This window comes from Chryseobacterium takakiae (assembly GCF_900129385.1).
In the GTDB taxonomy this organism is placed as follows: domain Bacteria; phylum Bacteroidota; class Bacteroidia; order Flavobacteriales; family Weeksellaceae; genus Chryseobacterium; species Chryseobacterium takakiae.
Genome location: NZ_FQVO01000002.1, coordinates 376,307 through 395,653, shown reverse-complemented (window position 1 = coordinate 395,653; position 19,347 = coordinate 376,307). Strand labels below are relative to the sequence as shown.

13 protein-coding genes and 1 tRNA gene are annotated in these 19,347 nt (G+C 35.9%); 11 read left to right on the top strand and 3 right to left on the bottom strand.

Features of this window, described 5'->3' with window-relative positions; genetic code table 11:
- Positions 1-345: 345 nt before the first annotated feature.
- The gene (gene miaA, locus BUA76_RS04880; protein ID WP_072883679.1) at positions 346-1,266 is read right to left on the bottom strand and encodes a tRNA (adenosine(37)-N6)-dimethylallyltransferase MiaA; all 921 of its coding nucleotides are present in this window, start codon (positions 1,264-1,266) and stop codon (positions 346-348) included.
- A gap of 222 nt (positions 1,267-1,488) precedes the next feature.
- Between miaA and BUA76_RS04875 the strand changes: the two genes are divergently transcribed.
- The 3 genes from BUA76_RS04875 (at position 1,489) to nadA (ending at position 4,147) form a co-directional block, all read left to right on the top strand.
- A complete protein-coding gene (locus BUA76_RS04875) occupies positions 1,489-2,346 on the top strand; it encodes a YicC/YloC family endoribonuclease (protein WP_072883678.1) in 858 nt (285 codons plus the stop codon).
- Between the two features lie 98 nt (positions 2,347-2,444).
- Entirely contained in the window at positions 2,445-3,011 is a 567-nt protein-coding gene (gene gmk / locus BUA76_RS04870) for a guanylate kinase (protein ID WP_072883677.1), read from the top strand.
- Positions 3,012-3,127: 116 nt separating this feature from the next.
- Entirely contained in the window at positions 3,128-4,147 is a 1,020-nt protein-coding gene (nadA, locus tag BUA76_RS04865) for a quinolinate synthase NadA (RefSeq protein ID WP_072883711.1), read from the top strand.
- Between the two features lie 61 nt (positions 4,148-4,208).
- Here the strand turns inward: nadA and BUA76_RS04860 are convergent, their stop codons facing one another.
- Positions 4,209-4,400: a hypothetical protein gene (locus BUA76_RS04860; RefSeq protein WP_072883676.1), complete on the bottom strand. Its 192-nt coding sequence runs from the start codon at positions 4,398-4,400 to the stop codon at positions 4,209-4,211.
- 316 nt (positions 4,401-4,716) lie between these two features.
- On the opposite strand from BUA76_RS04860, the gene thrA reads away from it, so the two are divergent.
- From thrA to BUA76_RS04820, 8 genes are all read left to right on the top strand, one after another.
- Positions 4,717-7,167 carry a bifunctional aspartate kinase/homoserine dehydrogenase I gene (gene thrA, locus BUA76_RS04855; protein WP_072883675.1) on the top strand — a complete coding sequence of 817 codons (2,451 nt, stop codon included), beginning with the start codon at positions 4,717-4,719 and terminating at the stop codon, positions 7,165-7,167.
- A 10-nt stretch (positions 7,168-7,177) separates the two neighbouring features.
- Positions 7,178-8,101, top strand: coding sequence for a homoserine kinase (locus tag BUA76_RS04850; RefSeq protein ID WP_072883674.1), 924 nt, complete (start codon positions 7,178-7,180; stop codon positions 8,099-8,101).
- Between the two features lie 7 nt (positions 8,102-8,108).
- Positions 8,109-9,425: a threonine synthase gene (gene thrC / locus BUA76_RS04845; protein ID WP_072883673.1), complete on the top strand. Its 1,317-nt coding sequence runs from the start codon at positions 8,109-8,111 to the stop codon at positions 9,423-9,425.
- A complete protein-coding gene (gene folB / locus BUA76_RS04840; RefSeq protein ID WP_072883672.1) occupies positions 9,419-9,790 on the top strand; it encodes a dihydroneopterin aldolase in 372 nt (123 codons plus the stop codon). Before thrC ends, folB begins: the two co-directional genes overlap by 7 nt.
- A 32-nt stretch (positions 9,791-9,822) precedes the next feature.
- On the top strand, positions 9,823-11,187 hold the full coding sequence (locus tag BUA76_RS04835) for a DUF4403 family protein (RefSeq protein WP_072883671.1): 1,365 nt from the start codon (positions 9,823-9,825) through the stop codon (positions 11,185-11,187).
- A gap of 108 nt (positions 11,188-11,295) precedes the next feature.
- The gene (locus BUA76_RS04830) at positions 11,296-11,709 is read left to right on the top strand and encodes an RDD family protein (RefSeq protein ID WP_083573160.1); all 414 of its coding nucleotides are present in this window, start codon (positions 11,296-11,298) and stop codon (positions 11,707-11,709) included.
- A 60-nt stretch (positions 11,710-11,769) separates the two neighbouring features.
- Positions 11,770-11,840 (top strand) — tRNA-Cys (locus tag BUA76_RS04825).
- 223 nt (positions 11,841-12,063) lie between these two features.
- A complete protein-coding gene (locus BUA76_RS04820; protein ID WP_072883669.1) occupies positions 12,064-13,830 on the top strand; it encodes an AAA family ATPase in 1,767 nt (588 codons plus the stop codon).
- Between the two features lie 1,472 nt (positions 13,831-15,302).
- Here the strand turns inward: BUA76_RS04820 and BUA76_RS04815 are convergent.
- On the bottom strand, positions 15,303-19,079 hold the full coding sequence (locus tag BUA76_RS04815; protein WP_072883668.1) for a fibronectin type III domain-containing protein: 3,777 nt from the start codon (positions 19,077-19,079) through the stop codon (positions 15,303-15,305).
- Positions 19,080-19,347 lie beyond the last annotated feature (268 nt).

Sequence of the window (19,347 nt, the reverse complement as noted above, 5' to 3'; positions counted from 1 at the left end):
TTTCGGGATCGCATTTTTTTGTTTGAATTAAATCTTTAAACGAATGCTTTTTCCGTTTTGTCATTCTGAACGAAACAAAGTGGAGTGAAGAATCTAACCTATTTGCAAAGATTCTTCCTTCGTCAGAATGACAATCTGCGAAAATTTTGAACCATTAAAAATATTTAAGGAGTTAAGTTTAATTAAGAAAAATCAAATTAGATTTTAATAAGCATTATTATACTAAAAGCAAAGCTCTTCTTAAATATTCTAAACTTCTTAATAAAAATCTTAATGGTTAAAAATAAACGCAAAGTTCTCCATAATAACCTGTGCAAATCTGTGAAATCCGTGGGTAATAAAAACTTATTTTAAAGCTTCTCCATTAATATACCCAATCAATCCATTAAAATCCTCCTGCGAATACCCCAACGGCAAATAATGAATATCATCTGCTTTTCTGTACCAGGTCAATTGCCGTTTGGCGTATCTTCTGCTGTTTTTCTTAATTTCGGAAACGGCAAAATCCAGATCCCATTCACCATCAAAATATTTAAATAATTCTGAATAGCCAACTGTATTCAAAGCCGTTAAATGCTTGAATTTTTCCAGGCTTTTCGCTTCTTTAAGCAGCCCTTTCTCCATCATGACATCCACCCTCCTGTTGATCCGGTCGTACAATTCTTCACGCGGCGCTTCAATTCCGATCCGGATCGTATTAAAATCCCTGGACTCTTGTGAAACAGCAATTTGTTCAGAATATTTTTTATTGGTCTGCCAGATTACATCAATTGCCCGTAAAAGTCTTCTGTGATTATGAATATCTACGACTGAAAAATATTCAGGATCGAGCTCTTTCAGGATTTCCTGAAGCTTTTCGATTCCTTCATCTTCAAAAATTTCCTGTAATTTCTTTTGATTTTCTTCATCCGCTTCCGGCAGGTCATTCAGACCTTCAATGACGGCTTTTTCGTACATCATGCTTCCACCCACCAAAATGACAGTATCGTATTTTTCAAAAAGTTCATGGAGCTTTTTTAAAGCATCTTCTTCATATTGCCCGATCGAATAATACTCTTCAACCGAAAGATTTCCTATAAAATGATGAGGTGCTTCCGCCAGTTCTTCTTCTGAAGGTGAGGCAGTCCCGATTTTCATTTCTTTAAAAAACTGACGGGAATCACAGGAAACGATCTCGGTATCGAAATGCTTGGCCAGATCAACAGCCAGTCTTGTTTTCCCGATTCCGGTAGGCCCAACAACAGAAATCAAATTTTTCTTTTTCACAGTGCTAATTTACGGAAAATTGATTTTTATGGTAACCGCAAAAGAGACAAAAGAAAATAGAGAAAATATTTAGTTTGTCAAAAGTTTACAAAAGCAGAATAAAAATTTTGCAAACTTTGAATATCTAAACACCTAAAAAATCTTTTGTCGCTTTTGCGGTAAAAATGGAATATAGTTAATACATACACTTAAATGTTTATCTTTGTAGAACAATAAAAAACTATGATTTTATCAATGACCGGCTTCGGTAGAGCCGAAGGTGTTTTTGAAGGCAAAAAGATTACCATCGATATTAAGTCACTGAACAGCAAAAGCTTTGATTTGAATATTAAAATTCCTTTACGATATAAAGAAAAAGAATTTGAAATCAGGAAAATCCTCAACGACAGGATTATCCGCGGAAAAGTAGACTGCTATATCAACCTTGAGAATCTTGAAGAATCTACGGATGTGAAAATTAATAAAAATTTAATTGATTCTTACATCAGTGAACTTCGCAACATCGCTTCAGACGGACCGGATTTTGAATACCTTAAAATGGCGGTAAGATTACCGGATGCCATTACTTCAAGACCCGATGAGCTTTCAGAAGGTGAATGGGAAGCATTGGCTAAAATTGTACATGCTGCCGTTGACCGGTTTGAAGAATTCAGAAAAACGGAAGGTAAAATCCTCCATGAAGAACTGGAAAGAAACCTACAAAATATCGAAAAGAGCCTTTCTGAAGTGATTCCTTTTGAAGAAGAACGAATTACTGCCGTAAAAGAACGTTACCAAAAATCTTTAAAGGAATTTGAAAATGTGGATGAAACTCGTTTCTACCAGGAAATGGCTTATTTCACGGAAAAGCTGGATATTTCTGAAGAGAAAGTAAGGCTCTCCCAACACCTGAAATACTACAAAGAAGTGATGGACAATGAAGATTTTAACGGTAAAAAATTAGGATTTATCTCCCAGGAGATCGGCCGTGAAATCAATACATTAGGTTCAAAAGCCAACCATGCACAGATCCAGAAACTGGTGGTAATGATGAAGGATGATTTAGAAAAAATCAAAGAACAAACTTTAAATGTGCTTTAATTCAAAGTTAGTGTTTAAAATTCAAGGTTTTTGACCAACTCTGAATGAAAAACATATTTTGAATCATGTAATAAACTTTAAACCCAAAACTAAAAACTTTGAACAATAAAGTTATCATATTTTCAGCACCGTCGGGAAGCGGAAAAACAACATTGGTAAAACATTCACTGGAAGTGTTTAAGGAGCTTCAGTTTTCCATCTCCTGCACCACAAGACAGCCGAGAGGAAGTGAAGTTCACGCGGTGGATTACCATTTTTTAACACCTGATGAATTCAGGCAAAAAATAGCGGAAGAGGCTTTTGTGGAGTTTGAAGAAGTGTATACGGATAAATATTACGGAACTTTAAAATCCGAAGTGGAGAAAATCTGGAATCAGGGGAAAGTAGTTATTTTCGATGTTGATGTGAAAGGCGGGATTTCCCTTAAAAAATATTTTGGAGAGCTGGCATTGTCGATTTTCATTGAACCGCCTTCCATTGAAGAACTGGAACGAAGATTGATCTCCAGAAACACGGACGATGCGGACACTATCAGAACCCGCGTGGCGAAAGCGGAAGAAGAAATGTCTTACGCAAAAGAATTTGACAAAATCGTGATCAATAATGATCTTGATGAAGCAAAAAAAGAAATAGAACGTTTAATAAAAAATTTTATTGGGAATTAAAGGATGGAAGCCTGAAGCTGGATGATGGAGGTTTGATGTATCATACAATTCAAACATTTCAAATTCTGATTTCTAATTTCTTACTTCTGATTTCTAATTTAAACACTGAGGTAAATATGAGTACCGAAACATTAGAAAAAGCCAAATCTGCAATTCCGGTAAGAGGATTTTTGGATATTAAAGATATTGCCATTCCTCAGGGAGAAGAGCTTGTAAAAGCAATTCTTGCATTAAAAAAAGAGAAAAATGCAGTGATTTTAGCGCATTATTACCAGCCCGGAGAAATTCAGGATATTGCTGATTTTCTTGGCGATTCGCTTCAATTGGCAAGACAGGCAAAAGATACCGATGCAGACATGATCGTCTTCTGCGGTGTCCATTTTATGGCAGAAGCTGCAAAAATCCTTAATCCTACAAAAAAAGTGGTTCTTCCGGACACCATGGCAGGATGTTCTTTAGCAGACGGATGCTCCGGAGAAGGATTGCGAAAAATGCGTGAACAGCACCCGAATGCTTTAGTCGCAACCTATATTAATTGCAACGCGGAGACAAAGGCTGAAAGTGACATTATCGTAACCAGCTCTAATGCTGAAACGGTAATTGAAGCGCTTCCGAAAGACCGCCCGATTATCTTCGCACCCGATAAAAACCTGGGACGATACTTATCCCAGAAAACAGGCCGCGATATGATTCTTTGGGACGGAAGCTGTATCGTACACGAAGCGTTTTCCATGGAAAGAATTGCGAAGCAGCTGGCCGACAATCCTGACGCCAAGCTTATTGCCCATCCGGAAAGTGAAGAGGCTGTTCTTAAACTGGCTCATTTTATAGGCTCCACTTCTGCCCTGCTGAATTATGTGGAAAAAGACGACTGCCAGAAATTCATTATTGCTACGGAAGAAGGCATTCTGCATGAAATGAAAAAACGGGCGCCTCACAAAGAGCTGATTCCGGCATTGGTATTTGATGAAACCTGCAACTGCTCGGAATGTTTCTATATGAAACGAAACACTATGGAAAAACTCTATTTGTGCATGAAATACGAGCTTCCGGAAATCATTATCGACGAAGAATTACGAGTAAAAGCATTAAAGCCTATCGAAGCGATGCTTGATCTTTCTAAAAGTATAAAATAACAACAAAAAGCCCCAACAAGTCAGACTTATTGGGGCTTTTTATTCTCATCGAATTCACAATTTAAAGATCATTAGGACCAGGAACATAACATTCAGAATTGATAAGAACACAGTTCCTGCAAAACTCCGAAAGCGCCCAATATTCATCACAGGTTAAGTTAGATCCCTGAGGACATTCGTTACAGCTTTTAGGACCTGCACCTCCATTCATCTGCTCTAGATTTCTTCTGCTTAATTTTTTTAAATTTTTCATAATAAATTGATTTTGTTTAGCTTATAAATATAATATTATTTTTGATAAATTATGATATCCTGAAAATAATAATGATGTTATAATTTTCTTGTTTCAAAATAATTTGTACATTTGTTCAAGTAACAATGATTTTTTTAAGAAACATAGCTGATATTTCTGCTCCGGATTTCTCGATTTCGGAAGGAATTCTTGTTTCTATTATTGCTACAACAACTACCACTACCCCATAACGGGGTAAATTTTCACATATCATTCACAGGCATGTACTCTTTTTCTGAAGAGTAAAATTCATTTTTCCTAACTCAAAATAAACATTATGAAAGTTTTAAAATTTGGCGGAACTTCTGTTGCCAATGCCCAAAATATACTGCAGGCTGAAGATATTATAAAGAAAGAATCCCTGAAAAGCAGAATTGTTGTTGTAGTTTCAGCGCTTCACGGCGTAACCGATCAATTGATAAAAGCAGCAGAATCAGCCTCTCAACATGATGAAAATTATCTTCAGCTTATTAAAAATCTTGAAAAAAAGCATTTGGATCTGGTTAAAGAATTAATTCCTGTTCTGGATCAAAGTTCATGGTTAAGCTTTGTTAAAAAACATTTTAACGACCTGGAAGATATTTGCAGCGGAATATTCGTATTAGGAGAATTTACCGATAGAATTAAAGACAAAGTTAGTTCTTACGGTGAATTTCTTTCATCAAATATTATTGCGGCAGGATTACAACACAAAGGACTGGATGTAATGTGGATGAATTCTGCTGAGTATATTCTTACAGACAGCAATTACACCAATGCAAAAGTACATTTTGAAGCCACAGAAAATAATCTGGTAAAATTTTTAGATAAAAATAAAAACCGGATTATTATCGCTCCCGGATTTATTGCCAAAGATGAAAAAGGCAACGCCACAACATTAGGACGAGGCGGTTCAGATTATACGGCTTCAATCATTGCTTCAAGCATCAATGCAGATGAACTTCAGATCTGGACAGATGTAAGCGGAATGATGACTGCCGATCCCCGGCTTGTTTCCAACGCAAAGCCAATACCTGAAATTTCGTATGCAGAAGCAATGGAACTTTCTCATTTTGGAGCAAAAGTTCTGTATCCTCCTACCATTCAGCCGGTCATGATGAAAAATATTGATTTAAGAATTAAAAACACTTTTAAACCAAATGAATCCGGAACATTAATTTCCCATCAGTTACAAAGATCCGATATTGAAAATCAGCAGATTGCAGTGGGAATTTCAAATATGAGCGACATTGCTCTATTAACTTTGGAAGGAAGCGGAATGATCGGAATTCCCGGATTTTCCGCAAAATTATTTCAATGCTTAAGCCATGAAAAAGTAAATGTTATTCTCATTACACAAAGTTCATCCGAACATTCCATTACAGTTGCTATTCATGAAAAAGATGTTTATAATGCAAAAAATGCTATTAATTCCGCTTTTGAAGATGATGTAAAACTCAACAGAATTGAGCCTGTGAAAATTGAAACCCATCTTTCAATTATTGCTTTGGTGGGTGAAAATATGAAGAGCAGAAGCGGTGTAAGCGCAAAAATGTTCGGATGTTTAGGGAATAACGGCATTAATATCCGTGCTATTGCACAGGGTTCTTCGGAGAAAAACATCAGTATCGTCATTTCAGAAAAAGATAGTAAAAAAGCCGTGAATGTTTTGCATGAAGAATTTTTCGAATCGGAAATAAAACAGGTTCATCTTTACATCTGCGGAACAGGAAACGTCGGAAAGAAATTAATTGAGCAAATCTTTGATCAGAACGAATATCTTAAAGAAAACCTTTTCATTAATTTAAAAATTGCAGGACTTTCCAATAGTCGTAAAATGATTTTCTCTGACAAAGGACTCTCAAAAAATGAATATAAAGATTTTAACCAAAATGGTGAAGAGGCTTCTCAAGAAAAGTTTGCCCTGGAAATTATTTCAAGAAACTTAAGAAATTCTGTTTTTGTAGATGTTACTGCAAGCTCGGAAGTTGCGGATATTTATGAAAAACTGCTAAAAAAGAGCGTGAATATTGTAGCTTGTAATAAAATTGCCGCTTCTTCCGATTTTCAACATTATAAAAATTTAAAAAATATTGCCCGAAACCACAACTGCAAATTTTTCTTTGAAACCAATGTAGGAGCCGGACTTCCCATCATCGGAACGATTAATGACCTGATAAGCAGTGGTGATAAAATAACTTCTATTAAAGCGGTATTAAGCGGGACTTTAAATTTTGTTTTTAACAATTATGATACAAAAAGGCCTTTTTCCGAAATTGTAGCACAAGCTCAAAAAGAAGGTTACACAGAACCCGATCCCAGACTGGATCTGGCTGGAACCGATGTTGCCCGAAAAATTTTAATTCTGGCAAGAGAAGCCGGCTATTCTTTAGAATTTAATGAAATTAAAAATGAAAGTTTCCTTCCTGAAGAATGCATGAAAGGTACCGTTGAAGATTTTTACCACGTCCTCGCCAAATATGAAAATCATTTTAAAAATTTATTTGAAAAGGCTAAAAATGATGGAAAAATTTTAAAATATGTAGCCGAATTTAAAGATGGAAAAGCAAAAGTCGGGTTACAGCATATTGACCCCGGAAGTGATCTTTTCCATTTGTATGGGAAAGATAATATTGTGATTTTTAAAACATTGAGATATTCCGAGCAGCCTTTGGTGGTAAAAGGTGCCGGAGCAGGCGCCGAAGTTACCGCAAGTGGAGTTTTCGCCGATATTGTTCGTTCTGTTTAAAAATTTAATTATGAAAAAAGTGAAATTACAAGCTCCTGCAACGGTTGCCAATTTGGTATGCGGATTCGATATTTTGGGAATGGCCATTCATGAACCGTATGATGAAATGGAAATCAGATTATTGGAAACCCCTGAAATTATCATCAGACATCTTGACGATTTCGGATTGCCGGAAGAACCTTCAAAGAACGTTGCGGGAGTCGTTTTATTAAAAATTCAGGAACATTTACATTTGAAAAATGGCTTTGAAGCCATCATTAATAAAAAGATAAAACCGGGAAGCGGGCTGGGATCAAGTGCGGCAAGTGCAGCAGGAGCAGCTGTGGGAGCCAATGCTTTGCTGGGAAATATTTTTAGCAGGGAAGAGCTGGTTTATTTTGCCATGTTTGGTGAAGAACTGGCTTCCGGCGTGAAACATGCGGATAATATTGCGCCCTGCATTTTTGGTGGAATAACTTTAGTGAAATCATCCCATCCTGTGGATATCATCCCGTTGAATGCTCCCGATTTATTCGTGACGGCAGTTCACCCGCAGGTTGAAGTAAAAACTTCCGATGCCAGACAGATTCTGAAAAAGAATATCCTTTTGAAAGATGCCATAGAACAATGGGGCAATATTGCGGGATTGGTAGCCGGAATTCAAAAAAATGATGTGGGGCTGATTGGTAGAAGTCTGAATGACGTGATTGTAGAACCGATCAGAAGTATTCTGATCCCGAAATTTAATGAAATTAAAGAAAAAAGCCTGAAGCTCGGAGCTTTAGGAGGAGGAATTTCAGGTTCCGGGCCATCGATTTTTATGCTTTCTGAAAAAGAAGAAACTTCACAAAAAATAGAAGAAATGATGAAATCTGTGTATGATGAAATCGTTATTGAAAGCTTCGTATATGTATCAAAAATAAATCCGACAGGAATCAAAATCATTGAAAATTAATTGAACAATGAAGTATTACAATTTAAAAGATAAAACAGAAGTTGTTGATTTTAAAACAGCTGCCATAAAGGGACAGGGAAAAGAGAAAGGTTTGTTTTTCCCTGAATTCATCCCGCAGTTTGATAAAGATTTTATTGAAAATTTATATCAATATTCCGATGAGGAAATTGCTTTTCAATGCATGAAGGATTTTGTGGGAGATACAATTTCATCTGATGTTTTGAAACAAATTGTTTCAGAAACCATCCATTTTGAAATTCCTTTAAAAAGAATTAACGAACAAATGTATTCACTGGAACTTTTCCATGGACCGACGCTGGCTTTTAAAGACGTCGGAGCTAAATTTATGAGCCGTTGTCTTTCCTATTTTATGAGCAATGAAAATAAAAAAGTAACGGTTTTAGCTGCCACTTCAGGAGACACCGGAGGCGCGGTTGCCCATGGATTTTACAAAACCAAAAATATTAATGTGGTCATTCTTTATCCTAAAAACCGGGTAAGTGAAGTTCAGGAAAAGCAATTGACGGCTCTTGGTGAAAATATTTCCGCTTTGGAAGTTGACAGTAGTTTTGATGATTGTCAGCGTTTGGTAAAACAGGCTTTTTCAGATGATGAAATAAGTTCAACCTTGTTTTTAACTTCGGCCAACTCGATCAATGTAGCAAGGTGGCTTCCTCAGCAGATTTATTACTTCTTGGCTTTGAAACAATGGAAGAAACTAGAAAAAGAAAATCCTGTTATCTGTGTTCCCAGCGGAAATTTCGGAAATATCTGCGCCGGAATCCTGGCTCATTTCAGAGGCCTTCCTGCTGAACATTTCATTGCGGCCTGTAATGAAAATGATGTGGTTCCACAGTATCTAAGAACACAAAAACTAGAAGCTAAAGAAACGATTGCTACCCTTTCGAATGCGATGGATGTAGGAAACCCCAGTAATTTCATCCGTATTCTTGAACTTTTCAATTATGAATTTAAGCAATTAAGGAACAAGATTTCAGGGTATTCTATTGATGATAAAAAAACATTGGAAACAATTAAGAAAGTATATGAAAAAGATCACTATCTGCTTGAACCTCACAGTGCGGTAGCGTACACCGCGATGGAACAGTATTTGAGCGAAAACCCCGGTAAAAAAGGCTTTATTCTGGGCACGGCCCACCCTGTAAAATTTCCTGATGCAGTGGAAAAAGCAACGCATGAAACAATAGACCTTCCTGAATCTTTAGAAAGCTTAATGAAAAAAGAGAAAAAAAGTATTGAAATACAACCGGACTTTGCAGAATTAAAGCGATTTTTGCTGTATAAAAATCAACAAGAATTATGAGCAAGATTTATCTTGAAGACGTAAAAATATATGCCTATCACGGGGTTTTACCGGAAGAAAACATCATTGGCACCTACTACCTGCTCAATGTGGAAATTCATACAGATCTTTGGAAAGCAGCAGAATCAGACGATCTTGAGGATACGATCAGTTATGCCGACATTAATGAAATCATTCATAACGAAATGAAAATCAAGTCTAAATTACTGGAGCATGTAGCCGGAAGAATCATTTCAAAAATCCACGAAAAATTCAAGGAAATTTCCTATATCCGACTAAAAATTACCAAAACTTCCCCGCCGATGAAAGGTGAAATGAAGGGAGCAGGCATTGAGCTGGAAAAAAGTTTTAAGCCCGATCATTAAAAATTTATTATTTTCGTTAAAAAACATAAGTATTGAAATTCATCAAGCTCCTATTTCTTTTAGCTGTTATAAGCATTTGCGGACAGACGAATACCGCCAGTCAGACACCTGCTTATAATTTTCCGAAGTTAAAATCCAGCATCACGATGCCGGTTACCATTCCCCTTTCCGAAATCAGCAACATGATTAATGCTTCCGTAAAAGAGCTTATTTATCAGGACGATTCTTATACCGATAACAACAATGACCAGTTCAAGGTAAAAGTCTGGAAAACACGCCCGATACGACTTGTAGGCGGCACTAACCAGAACATCCTGATTGAAGTGCCGTTGAAAATCTGGGCAGAAAAAGGCATCGGAACCCTCGGATTGTATACTTATCAAAACACGACTTTTGAAACGGTGATGTCTTTCAATACTTCCATCAGTTTAAAAAACAACTGGACAATTCTTACGCAGACCCGTCCCAATGGATTCAGATGGGTAACTAAACCTGTGCTTGATTTTGGAAAGATTGAAATTCCCATAACGTCGCTGGTAGAAAAAAGCCTTGTAGAACAGCAGAAGAAATTCTGCACTACGATCGACCAGCAAATGGCCGGACAGCTGAATTTCCAGAATTACGCTGTGATGGCTTGGAATGTTTTTGCAAACCCGTTTCAGATTTCCGAAGAATATAATACGTGGCTGAAGATTACACCGATTAATGTCCAGGTAACGCCGTTGCAGTTTTATGCGAATCAGATCAACACCAGTCTTGGGATAGATATTTACTCAGAAACTTTTACAGGTAATAAACCAATGCCTTCAGAGGTTGTAAAATCTGCTTCGGACTTTGCCTTTGCTGCTTCACTGGCAAATCAGTTCTTGCTTCAGACTACGGCTAATATTCCTTTTACGGAAGCAACCGCTATTGCCCGGAATATGTTCCTGAATAAAGAATATGATATACGAGGTTCTTCGGTAAAGATTAAAGATATAAAAGTGTACGGTGAAGACAACAGGGTGATGATAGAGGCGGAAACGGAAGGTTATGTTAACGGAACAGCTTTTATTTCGGGAGTTCCGGTATATGACGACAGCAAAAAGAAAATTGTGCTGTCCGAAACCAAATTCAGATTGAAAACATCCAATATATTACAGAAAACAGCTACCCTGCTGTTCCGCGGAAGAATTGTAAAAATGATTGAGGAAGAATATGGCATTCCAACCCAGGATCTGGAAAACAGTTCCCGGAGAAGTATTGAAGAAGCCTTCAACAAAGAATATTATAAAGGGCTGAAAATGTCTGGAAAAGTGTTTATTTTGCAACCGGGAAAAATCCTGATGAATCCATCCGGAATTACCGTCGTAATTGATACAAAAGCTACATTAAAACTTATAGTAAACGGAATTTAAAACTAATAAACGAGCATGAGAAAATATTTACGCGTAGTAGACAATAACAGAGCTACAAAATGGCAAAGATTTGCAGAGTACATTCTGGATAGAATCTTTATATAGGTCATTTTTTATGGAACTATTTTTATCTTTGGAATATTAAATGCCACTCTTTTTAATGAGAATATAGATGAAAGTTTTGAAGAGGAAAATACCAGTATGGATTTTGTTTTCATACTCATTTACCTTACTTACATATTCTCCTATTATTGTCTGATGGAATATTATCTGGGAAGAACACTCGCAAAATATATTACAGGAACAAAAGTTATCAGCATAGATGGAGAAAAACCGACATTCATGCAAATATTAGGTCGCACATTTTCAAGAATAGTACCTTTTGATGCCTTATCTTTTCTGGGCGAAAACGGATGGCACGACAGCTGGAGCGATACCCGCGTGATTGATATAAAAAAATATACGACTGAAACCCAGATGAAAAGAGAAATTGAAAACATCGGGGTGAAAGAAATCGCCTGAAAAATTTTTGTTGAATCAGATATTTTGTTATATTTGCACACCTAAAAATGGTAAAGACATGGTACTTTGGCCGAGCGGCTAGGCAGTGGTCTGCAACACCATCTACAGCGGTTCGAATCCGCTAGGTACCTCAAACCTCTCTAATCCCAGAGAGGTTTTTTGCTTCTTATACTTTTCGTTATCTAAAAATCAAGGATCACTATCAAACTATTAAATTTTCATAAATTTTTATCTTTATGATATAAAATTTAGTGACAAATCCCTAGCCGTAAGACTAAGGAAAAAAATATAGATCAATTGGATTGAGTGTGAAAATGAATCAAGTTTTTGTATTTTTGGAAAAACTAAAGAACTATGAAACTAACACTTAAAAGTCCCTATTTATTTTTCCCTAATTTTGAGAAAGAGCTACCGAATTTCACAGTTATTACGGGAAAAAATGGATCTGGTAAAACCAATCTATTAAAAGGAATAAAATCCCAAACTATTTCTAATGATATTACATCTAATGATTCCTTGATTACTCTATTAAACAACAATTCCTTTAATATAGCACAGGAGTCTTTATCAATGAATGATCCGGCCAGACATTATGATATTTATCAAATGTATAAAGGCAAGAAGACGGACTTTTTTCTTGAGCAAAAAGGACAAAAGGATTTTTTAAGAAAGACCGTTAACATTATTGCTAAAATGTCTGGTAAAAAAATTGACGAATTAACTGAAGATGATTTTATGAAATATACCCCAGTCAATAGTGCTAATATCAGAGGTGGTCTATACAATCTGGATTTTCTTTGGGATTGTTTGGAGTATGCTAACAAACTACATACAAATTCGTATAATGAATTTTTAAATACAAAGGGAAGAAACGTTTCCTTTCTTACCGATGAAGAATTTGCAGAAACTTTTGGTATTGCTCCCTGGGATTCTGTTAATAAAATGTTTGATTCTATGCAAGTAGAATATGAAATAGAAACTAGTGATGTAAGCGATTTAGATAATTTCCATGTATTTTTTGTACATAAAAAATCTAGAGAAAAAATGGTATTTAGTTCATTGTCATCTGGCGAGCAGGTTATTATTTTAACAATTCTGAGTATTTTCAATTTTAACTCAAATTTTAAAATTCCAAAGATATTGCTCATGGATGAATGTGATGCCTGGCTTCACCCTTCAATGATTAAAGATTTTCTAAAAGTCATTGAAGAAGTATTTGTAAATCAAAAAAACATAAAGGTTATACTAACAACACATAATCCAACAACCGTTGCTTTAAGTCCTGAGGATAGTATATATGTAATGGACCGCAATCAGGATGTGATAAAGAAAACAACAAAAGATGCTGCTTTAAAGATTCTGACAGAAGGGGTTCCATCATTTAGTGTAAACTATGAAAATCGAAGACAGGTTTTTGTTGAAAGCCAAAATGATGTTGATTATTATGAAAGATTATATCAAATTTATAATAAGGAATTGATTGACGAAATTTCCATAGCATTTATTTCTTCTGGAGAAAGCAGAACAAATAAAAATGGAACAAAGATTTCTAATTGTGAGCAGGTAATTAATATTTGTGATACTTTAAGAGGTAATGGCAATAGATTTATATTTGGTATCATTGACTTTGACAGCCATAATATCACAAATGAATATATAAAAGTTCTAGGAGAAGGAAATAGATATGCAATAGAAAACTATTTACTTGACCCTATCTTATTAGCAATCTTTATGTTAATTGAAGGTATAATACAACCAGATGAGCTTGGATTAAATACAAACGAAAATTATATAAGTTTTCAAAATTTTGACAATGACAGATTGCAGATTATTATTGATGCAGTATTAAATAAAATAAAAAAACACTGTAAAGTAGAAACTGAAGAAATGTTTAGCTGTGATTTGGTAAATGGACAAGTTGTAAATCTACCAAAATGGTTTCTACTATATAACGGTCATCAGCTAGAAATAGCGATTAAAAAAGCATTTCCGGAGCTAAATTCATATAATAAAGATGGAGATAAAACCTTGAAACTTGCTATTCTTAATAAAGTAATTGATATTTTCCCTGCACTTGCATCTGTAGATTTAATAAAAATTCTTCAAAACGTACAGGAATGAAATTGTTTATGTATTTCAACTTAGTGATCGATAAGGGAATTATAATTGCTTAATCTATAGAAACATAAAGACTGGCTCATACTAGTCTGTTTAATTTAAAAAGAGCAAGTTCGCTTCTGCTTTTCTCTTGAATTTAAATCTTTAAAATCTTTCCGACATATTTGTATAGCTGTTAAGAATTATTTTCTTATTCAATTAAAAAACCCCGGAATGATCCGGGGACTAAAAACTAATAACCATGAAAAACTCAAATTGATGAGCTGTATTTTTACAACTTTATATACGATACATTAATAAAGTTGGTTTTTTGGTGTGATAAAAAATGATAATAAAACAACAATATCCATCTTCCGGAGCTATTTAATGATAACTTAATAGTTAGCGTATAAGTTCTTGCACTGGCTTTGGCACTTTAAATATTCTGATATTATTTTAATAATATAAAAATGGGTAAGTAATTTTATGCAAGATATGATGTACTAAAAATCAAAAAATCCCCGGCCACGGCGGAGGATTAAAATGAAAAAATTAATATTTAAGTGATGGTGTTTCTTTAAAAATATTCTCAGATTTCTCCGAGAATATTGTAAGTTCCTTTAAGAATTTTTTAATAGTTGCGGTTAAGTATTCAACTACTATGCCAGTAAATATGGGAAAGTGTTAAAATTTTAATGAATATAAAATTTTATGATAATGACATTTATCTTTAAAATAAAAAAGCCCCTGAATAAACAGGGGCTAAAAAACTAATAACCATGAAAACTCAATTAAACATGAGAATCAATTGCAAATGTATACATAATTTTTATTATAAAAGATGATTATAATCTATTGTTTTTATAATCCGTATATTTTGTTTTATTACATTTGTAACAAAACCTATATGATGACATTTACTAAAGCTTTAAAACACAAAAAACTGATTCTTAAAAATTCAAGTGCTTTTACCAAAACTCTTTTCGATTATCTTATTATTCCTGCTATTGCAGAAGAGAGTCGGAAATTCCTTGATGATTTCAGAAAATCTCCATCATCGTTTACTGATGAGAGTTGTAAGCATTATAGCAGCAATTCCAGGTTTAAGATATTTTTATATTGTAAAAACCGGAATTAATCCGCACAGGATGGCATAGAAATAGTCTGGATATTAAAAATCCCCGTATTGCTACGAGGATAAAAACTAATAACCATGAAAACTCAAATTAAACATGAGTGACTGCAAATTTAAGAAATGTATTATTTTTTAAAAGCCTTTTAAAAGATTTATTTGTATCAATTAACAAATTTTATCAGTCATTTAAAATAACTTTAAGATGCGGTGATTCTCATGCCTCCTGTATTTAAGGGGGTTAAGATGCGATTTTCAAAATAAAATAACATATCTGAAAATTAAACAATCATTTAAAAAATGTTAAAATATAATAAAAAAGCTCTCATTTCTGAGAGCTTTGCTATATCATTTAAGGATGTTTTTATTCCTTAATAAATTTCTTCTGGGCAGTACCCTTTACATCATCAATATCAATAACATAAACACCATTGATCAACGTATGTACATCAATCTTATTGTTTAGGATAATCCCTGTCGATATGATTTGTCCTGTAGCATTATAGATTTTATAATTGGCTTTACCGCTGATATTTTTTACATTCAATACCGTTTTTACCGGGTTTGGATAAATCAGGATGTCTTCCTGATTTACAGGATTCGGTACAATCGGTTTAGAGATTCTTACGGTATAATCTTCTACTTCACCATTAGGAACAGTTGTACAGTTTACCGGAATTCCGTCTTTCTGAAGAGCAACGCGCATTACGACATATTTAAAGTCTGTAAGGCTGATAAACGCATCAATAGGCACAGAGAATGTTCCCGTTATCGTTTGCTCGTTATTAGGTCCTGAAACGAAAACTCTTTCATCGATATCAAAGTATCCGTTTCTGTTGAAGTCAATCCACACAGCAACCCCTGCATTAGTATTTCCAGAGATTTTTTTCTCAATGGTAATTTTATTATTAGGAGATCCCTGAATCAATTCAATGAATTTTGCCGTTACTCCTGTATAATCACTATAGTTGGAAGCTACGGATTGGTTTACCATTTCCGGTTTTCCGTTTGGCGTTACCGTTACTTTTGAAATATATTCAGAAGATGAAGTAGTAGCTGCCATCTGGCAATATACTATTGTAGGTGTTGTGAAGAGATACAATAATGTATAATTTCCTGTAGTACCACTACAAACATTTGCTACCTGCATTTCATATTGTGTAAGTTCCAAAAGACCTGTTAATGTAATGGTATTGGTATTGGATGTTACGGTTGTCCAGCTCGGAATACCTACTTTTCTGTATCTCAGCACATATGTTGCACCAGGGAAAGGATCCCAGGTAACCTGAGCCGTAGTTGTAGTAAGATTGGTAATCGTCAATCCGGGAGGAGCAATTTCGCATGTTCTTTCCGTAGTGAATACTTTAGGATTAGACCATGGGTTCATTGTATTTTCATTATCACACATATTGGCAATCTGTACTTCATAAGAAGTATATACATTTAATCCTGTGAGAGGGAATGTATTGGCAGGTGCTGCAGGCAAAGGGATATTTGCACTCCAGCCACCATTTCCGCTTCCTACGATTCTGTATCGGATAAAATAATGTGAGCTTGCTGCCAGCGGCGACCACGTAACTAAAGCCGAGTTCGTTGTAATATTACTGATGGTAACATTCGGAGGGGTAGGATCACATCTCGTAGTGAATGTATTATTGGAAGGCGTACCCTGATTACCGTTACATACTGCAATTACCTGTACTTCATATAATGTTGCAGATAAAAGGTTGTTTAATGTTGCTGTATTGGTAGGCTGCGGATAAGGAGCTGCCGCAACATTTGTTGTTTGCCAAGGCGCACCCGTTCCCTGCGGTCTGTAGTTGATGATATAACTTGCTCCACCGGTATCCTGAGGCCATGTTAATACTATTGAATTATGAGTAGGTGTTCCAAGCGTCACAACAGGAGTTGCCGTGCTGCAAACACGTACATTAATATTGTCAATTGCAACAGGAGGCTGTGTACCGCCAGATGAGTCATTTCTCCATTCAAAAACAAGACGCATGGTAGTTCCTGCAAAGCTTGAAATATTTAATGCCGGATTAAGAACAGTTTGCCATGTTGTCTGCTGATTATAATTGCCACCTACTTGTATTCTTCCTGTTCCTGCAGTGATCTGCGTTCCTGACGTAGGCATAAACGTAGCAGGTACAAGCCATACTCTCAGATAATCCCAGCTTGATTCTCCAGCCGCTTTCCAGTCAAATGAGAATGTAGCAGTAGTAGTATTTGCCGGAATTGCAATATCTCTATATGCATGAACCACACTTGATGATCCTGTATTGTAGGCATTAGTTGTTCCGTTTGTATTGGAAATATAAAGCGAATTTCCAGTATTTCCCGTTGCAGAGCCATATACCCATTTGTTAACCTGAGTTCCGTTGGTATATCCTAAATCACTTCCTGTAGTAAACTGTTGTATATAAGGAAGCGTGGCAGGAATCTGAGTTGTGGTAAAGCTTGGCCCCGCAACCCAGAAACTTCTGTCTGATCCCGCACACACCGAACGTACCCAGAAATAATAGGTTGTATTTGGCGTTAAAGGAGATAATGTTGCAGACGTTGTGGCTGAAGTTGAAGTCGGCGCAGTTGAGGCTATCGGAGGTACATTCGTTGTTGTAAGGTAAATCTGATATCCTCCTACAGGTGCTGGTGACGGAGCTGTCCAGCTTATAGATGCCGTATTAGAGCCTACGCTTGTTACCTGAACATTTATCGGAACTTTACATGTAGGAATACTTAAATTAATATTATCAATAGCAATAGGAGGTTGTGTTCCGCCTGAAGAGTCATTTCTCCATTCAAAAACAAGACGCATAACGCCTCCTGCAAAAGAACTGAGGTTAAGCCCCGTATTGAAATAATTTTGCCATGTTGTTTGTTGGTTCATATTCCCTCCTACCTGGATTCTTCCACCACCGGTGGTGATTTGGGTTCCTACAGTAGGCACAAAGCTTACCGGCACCATCCAAACTCTCAGATAGTCCCAGCTAGATTCACCATCTCCTTTCCAGTCAAACATTAAGGTAGCATCCGTTGTTCCCGCAGGAACAATAATATCTCTGTATGCATGAACAACACTTGATGATCCTGTGTTGTAAGCATTGGTAGTTCCATTGGTATTGGAAATATATAATGAGTTGGCAGGATTTCCTGTTGCAGAACCATATACCCACTTATTAACCTGAGTTCCGTTAGAAAGCTGCAGGTCGTTTGCAGTAGAGAAATTCTGTGTATAAGGGATTGTAGCCGGTATCTGAGTAGTCGAGAATGAAGGACCTGCTACCCAAACACTTTTATCACTGGTGCTGCAAATTGAACGTACCCACCAGAAATATGTAGTGGAAGTAGTCAACCCTCCCGGACTCACGGAAGTTCCTGCATTCGCAACTCCTGGTGTTGCAGCAGTAGGCGGTGTGTTAGTAGTACTCAGGTAATATTCATATCCTGATGCGGGTACAGGCGTAGGAGCATTCCACGTTAAAGTAGCACTGGTAGTTCCTACAGTTGGCACAGCCATACCGGAAGGCATAATACAAGTCGGAATACTGATATTAACATTATCAACCGCAATGGGCGGTTGTGTTCCGAAAATACCATCATTTCTCCATTCAAACACAAGTCTCATAGTTGATCCCGCATAAGTTGCGATATTCAGACTGGGATTACTATACGTTTGCCATGTAGATTGCTGATTAAACTCTCCTACCTGAACTCTTCCTGTTCCGGTGGTAATCTGAGTACCTACAGTAGGTGTAAATGTAGCCGGAACAAGCCATACTCTGAGGTAATCCCAACCGGATTCTCCTTCTCCTTTCCAATCAAATGAAAAATTGGCGATTGAGGATCCCGCAGGTATTGTGATATCCCTGTAAGCATGTACAACACTCGAGGAGTTGGTATTGTAGTTATTAGCGGTTCCATTATTATCCGAGATATAAATAGAACTGCCTGTATTTCCGGTAACAGCACCATAAAACCACTTGTTAGTCGCACTCCCGTTGAGGAGCGTGAAATCATTAGCAGTGTTAAAATCCTGTGAATACGGTAATGTAGCAGGTGTCTGTCCATAGGCATCCGGTATGGCGCCTAAATTTAACAAACACAGAAGAAGTACTATAAAAGTAGAAATTTTCTTCATAAGTTATCATTTAATATTAATCCTTGCAAATCTAATTCGTTTTTTGATAATATAAAGCATATAACAGCATGTTTTTTATAAAAAATACCGAACATGATGATATAAAATTTATCAAAAATAATATTATATTACTTTACACTTAACGATCTACTTACACTTTTATTATTAATAAAGCAGAATTATATGATTATGAAACAGTATTAAACATACTAAAAAAAAAGGATCTCCGTAAAGAGACCCTAAAACACAAATGATGAAAAAAAATTTT

What these genes read in the sequence shown, in the direction of transcription:
- BUA76_RS04875 (WP_072883678.1), top strand. Translation starts at nt 1,489, where the DNA reads ATGATTTTATCAATGACCGGCTTCGGTAGAGCCGAAGGTGTTTTTGAA.
- nadA (WP_072883711.1), top strand. Translation starts at nt 3,128, where the DNA reads ATGAGTACCGAAACATTAGAAAAAGCCAAATCTGCAATTCCGGTAAGA.
- BUA76_RS04860 (WP_072883676.1), bottom strand. Translation starts at nt 4,400, where the DNA reads ATGAAAAATTTAAAAAAATTAAGCAGAAGAAATCTAGAGCAGATGAAT.
- thrA (WP_072883675.1), top strand. Translation starts at nt 4,717, where the DNA reads ATGAAAGTTTTAAAATTTGGCGGAACTTCTGTTGCCAATGCCCAAAAT.
- BUA76_RS04850 (WP_072883674.1), top strand. Translation starts at nt 7,178, where the DNA reads ATGAAAAAAGTGAAATTACAAGCTCCTGCAACGGTTGCCAATTTGGTA.
- thrC (WP_072883673.1), top strand. Translation starts at nt 8,109, where the DNA reads ATGAAGTATTACAATTTAAAAGATAAAACAGAAGTTGTTGATTTTAAA.
- BUA76_RS04820 (WP_072883669.1), top strand. Translation starts at nt 12,064, where the DNA reads ATGAAACTAACACTTAAAAGTCCCTATTTATTTTTCCCTAATTTTGAG.
- BUA76_RS04815 (WP_072883668.1), bottom strand. Translation starts at nt 19,079, where the DNA reads ATGAAGAAAATTTCTACTTTTATAGTACTTCTTCTGTGTTTGTTAAAT.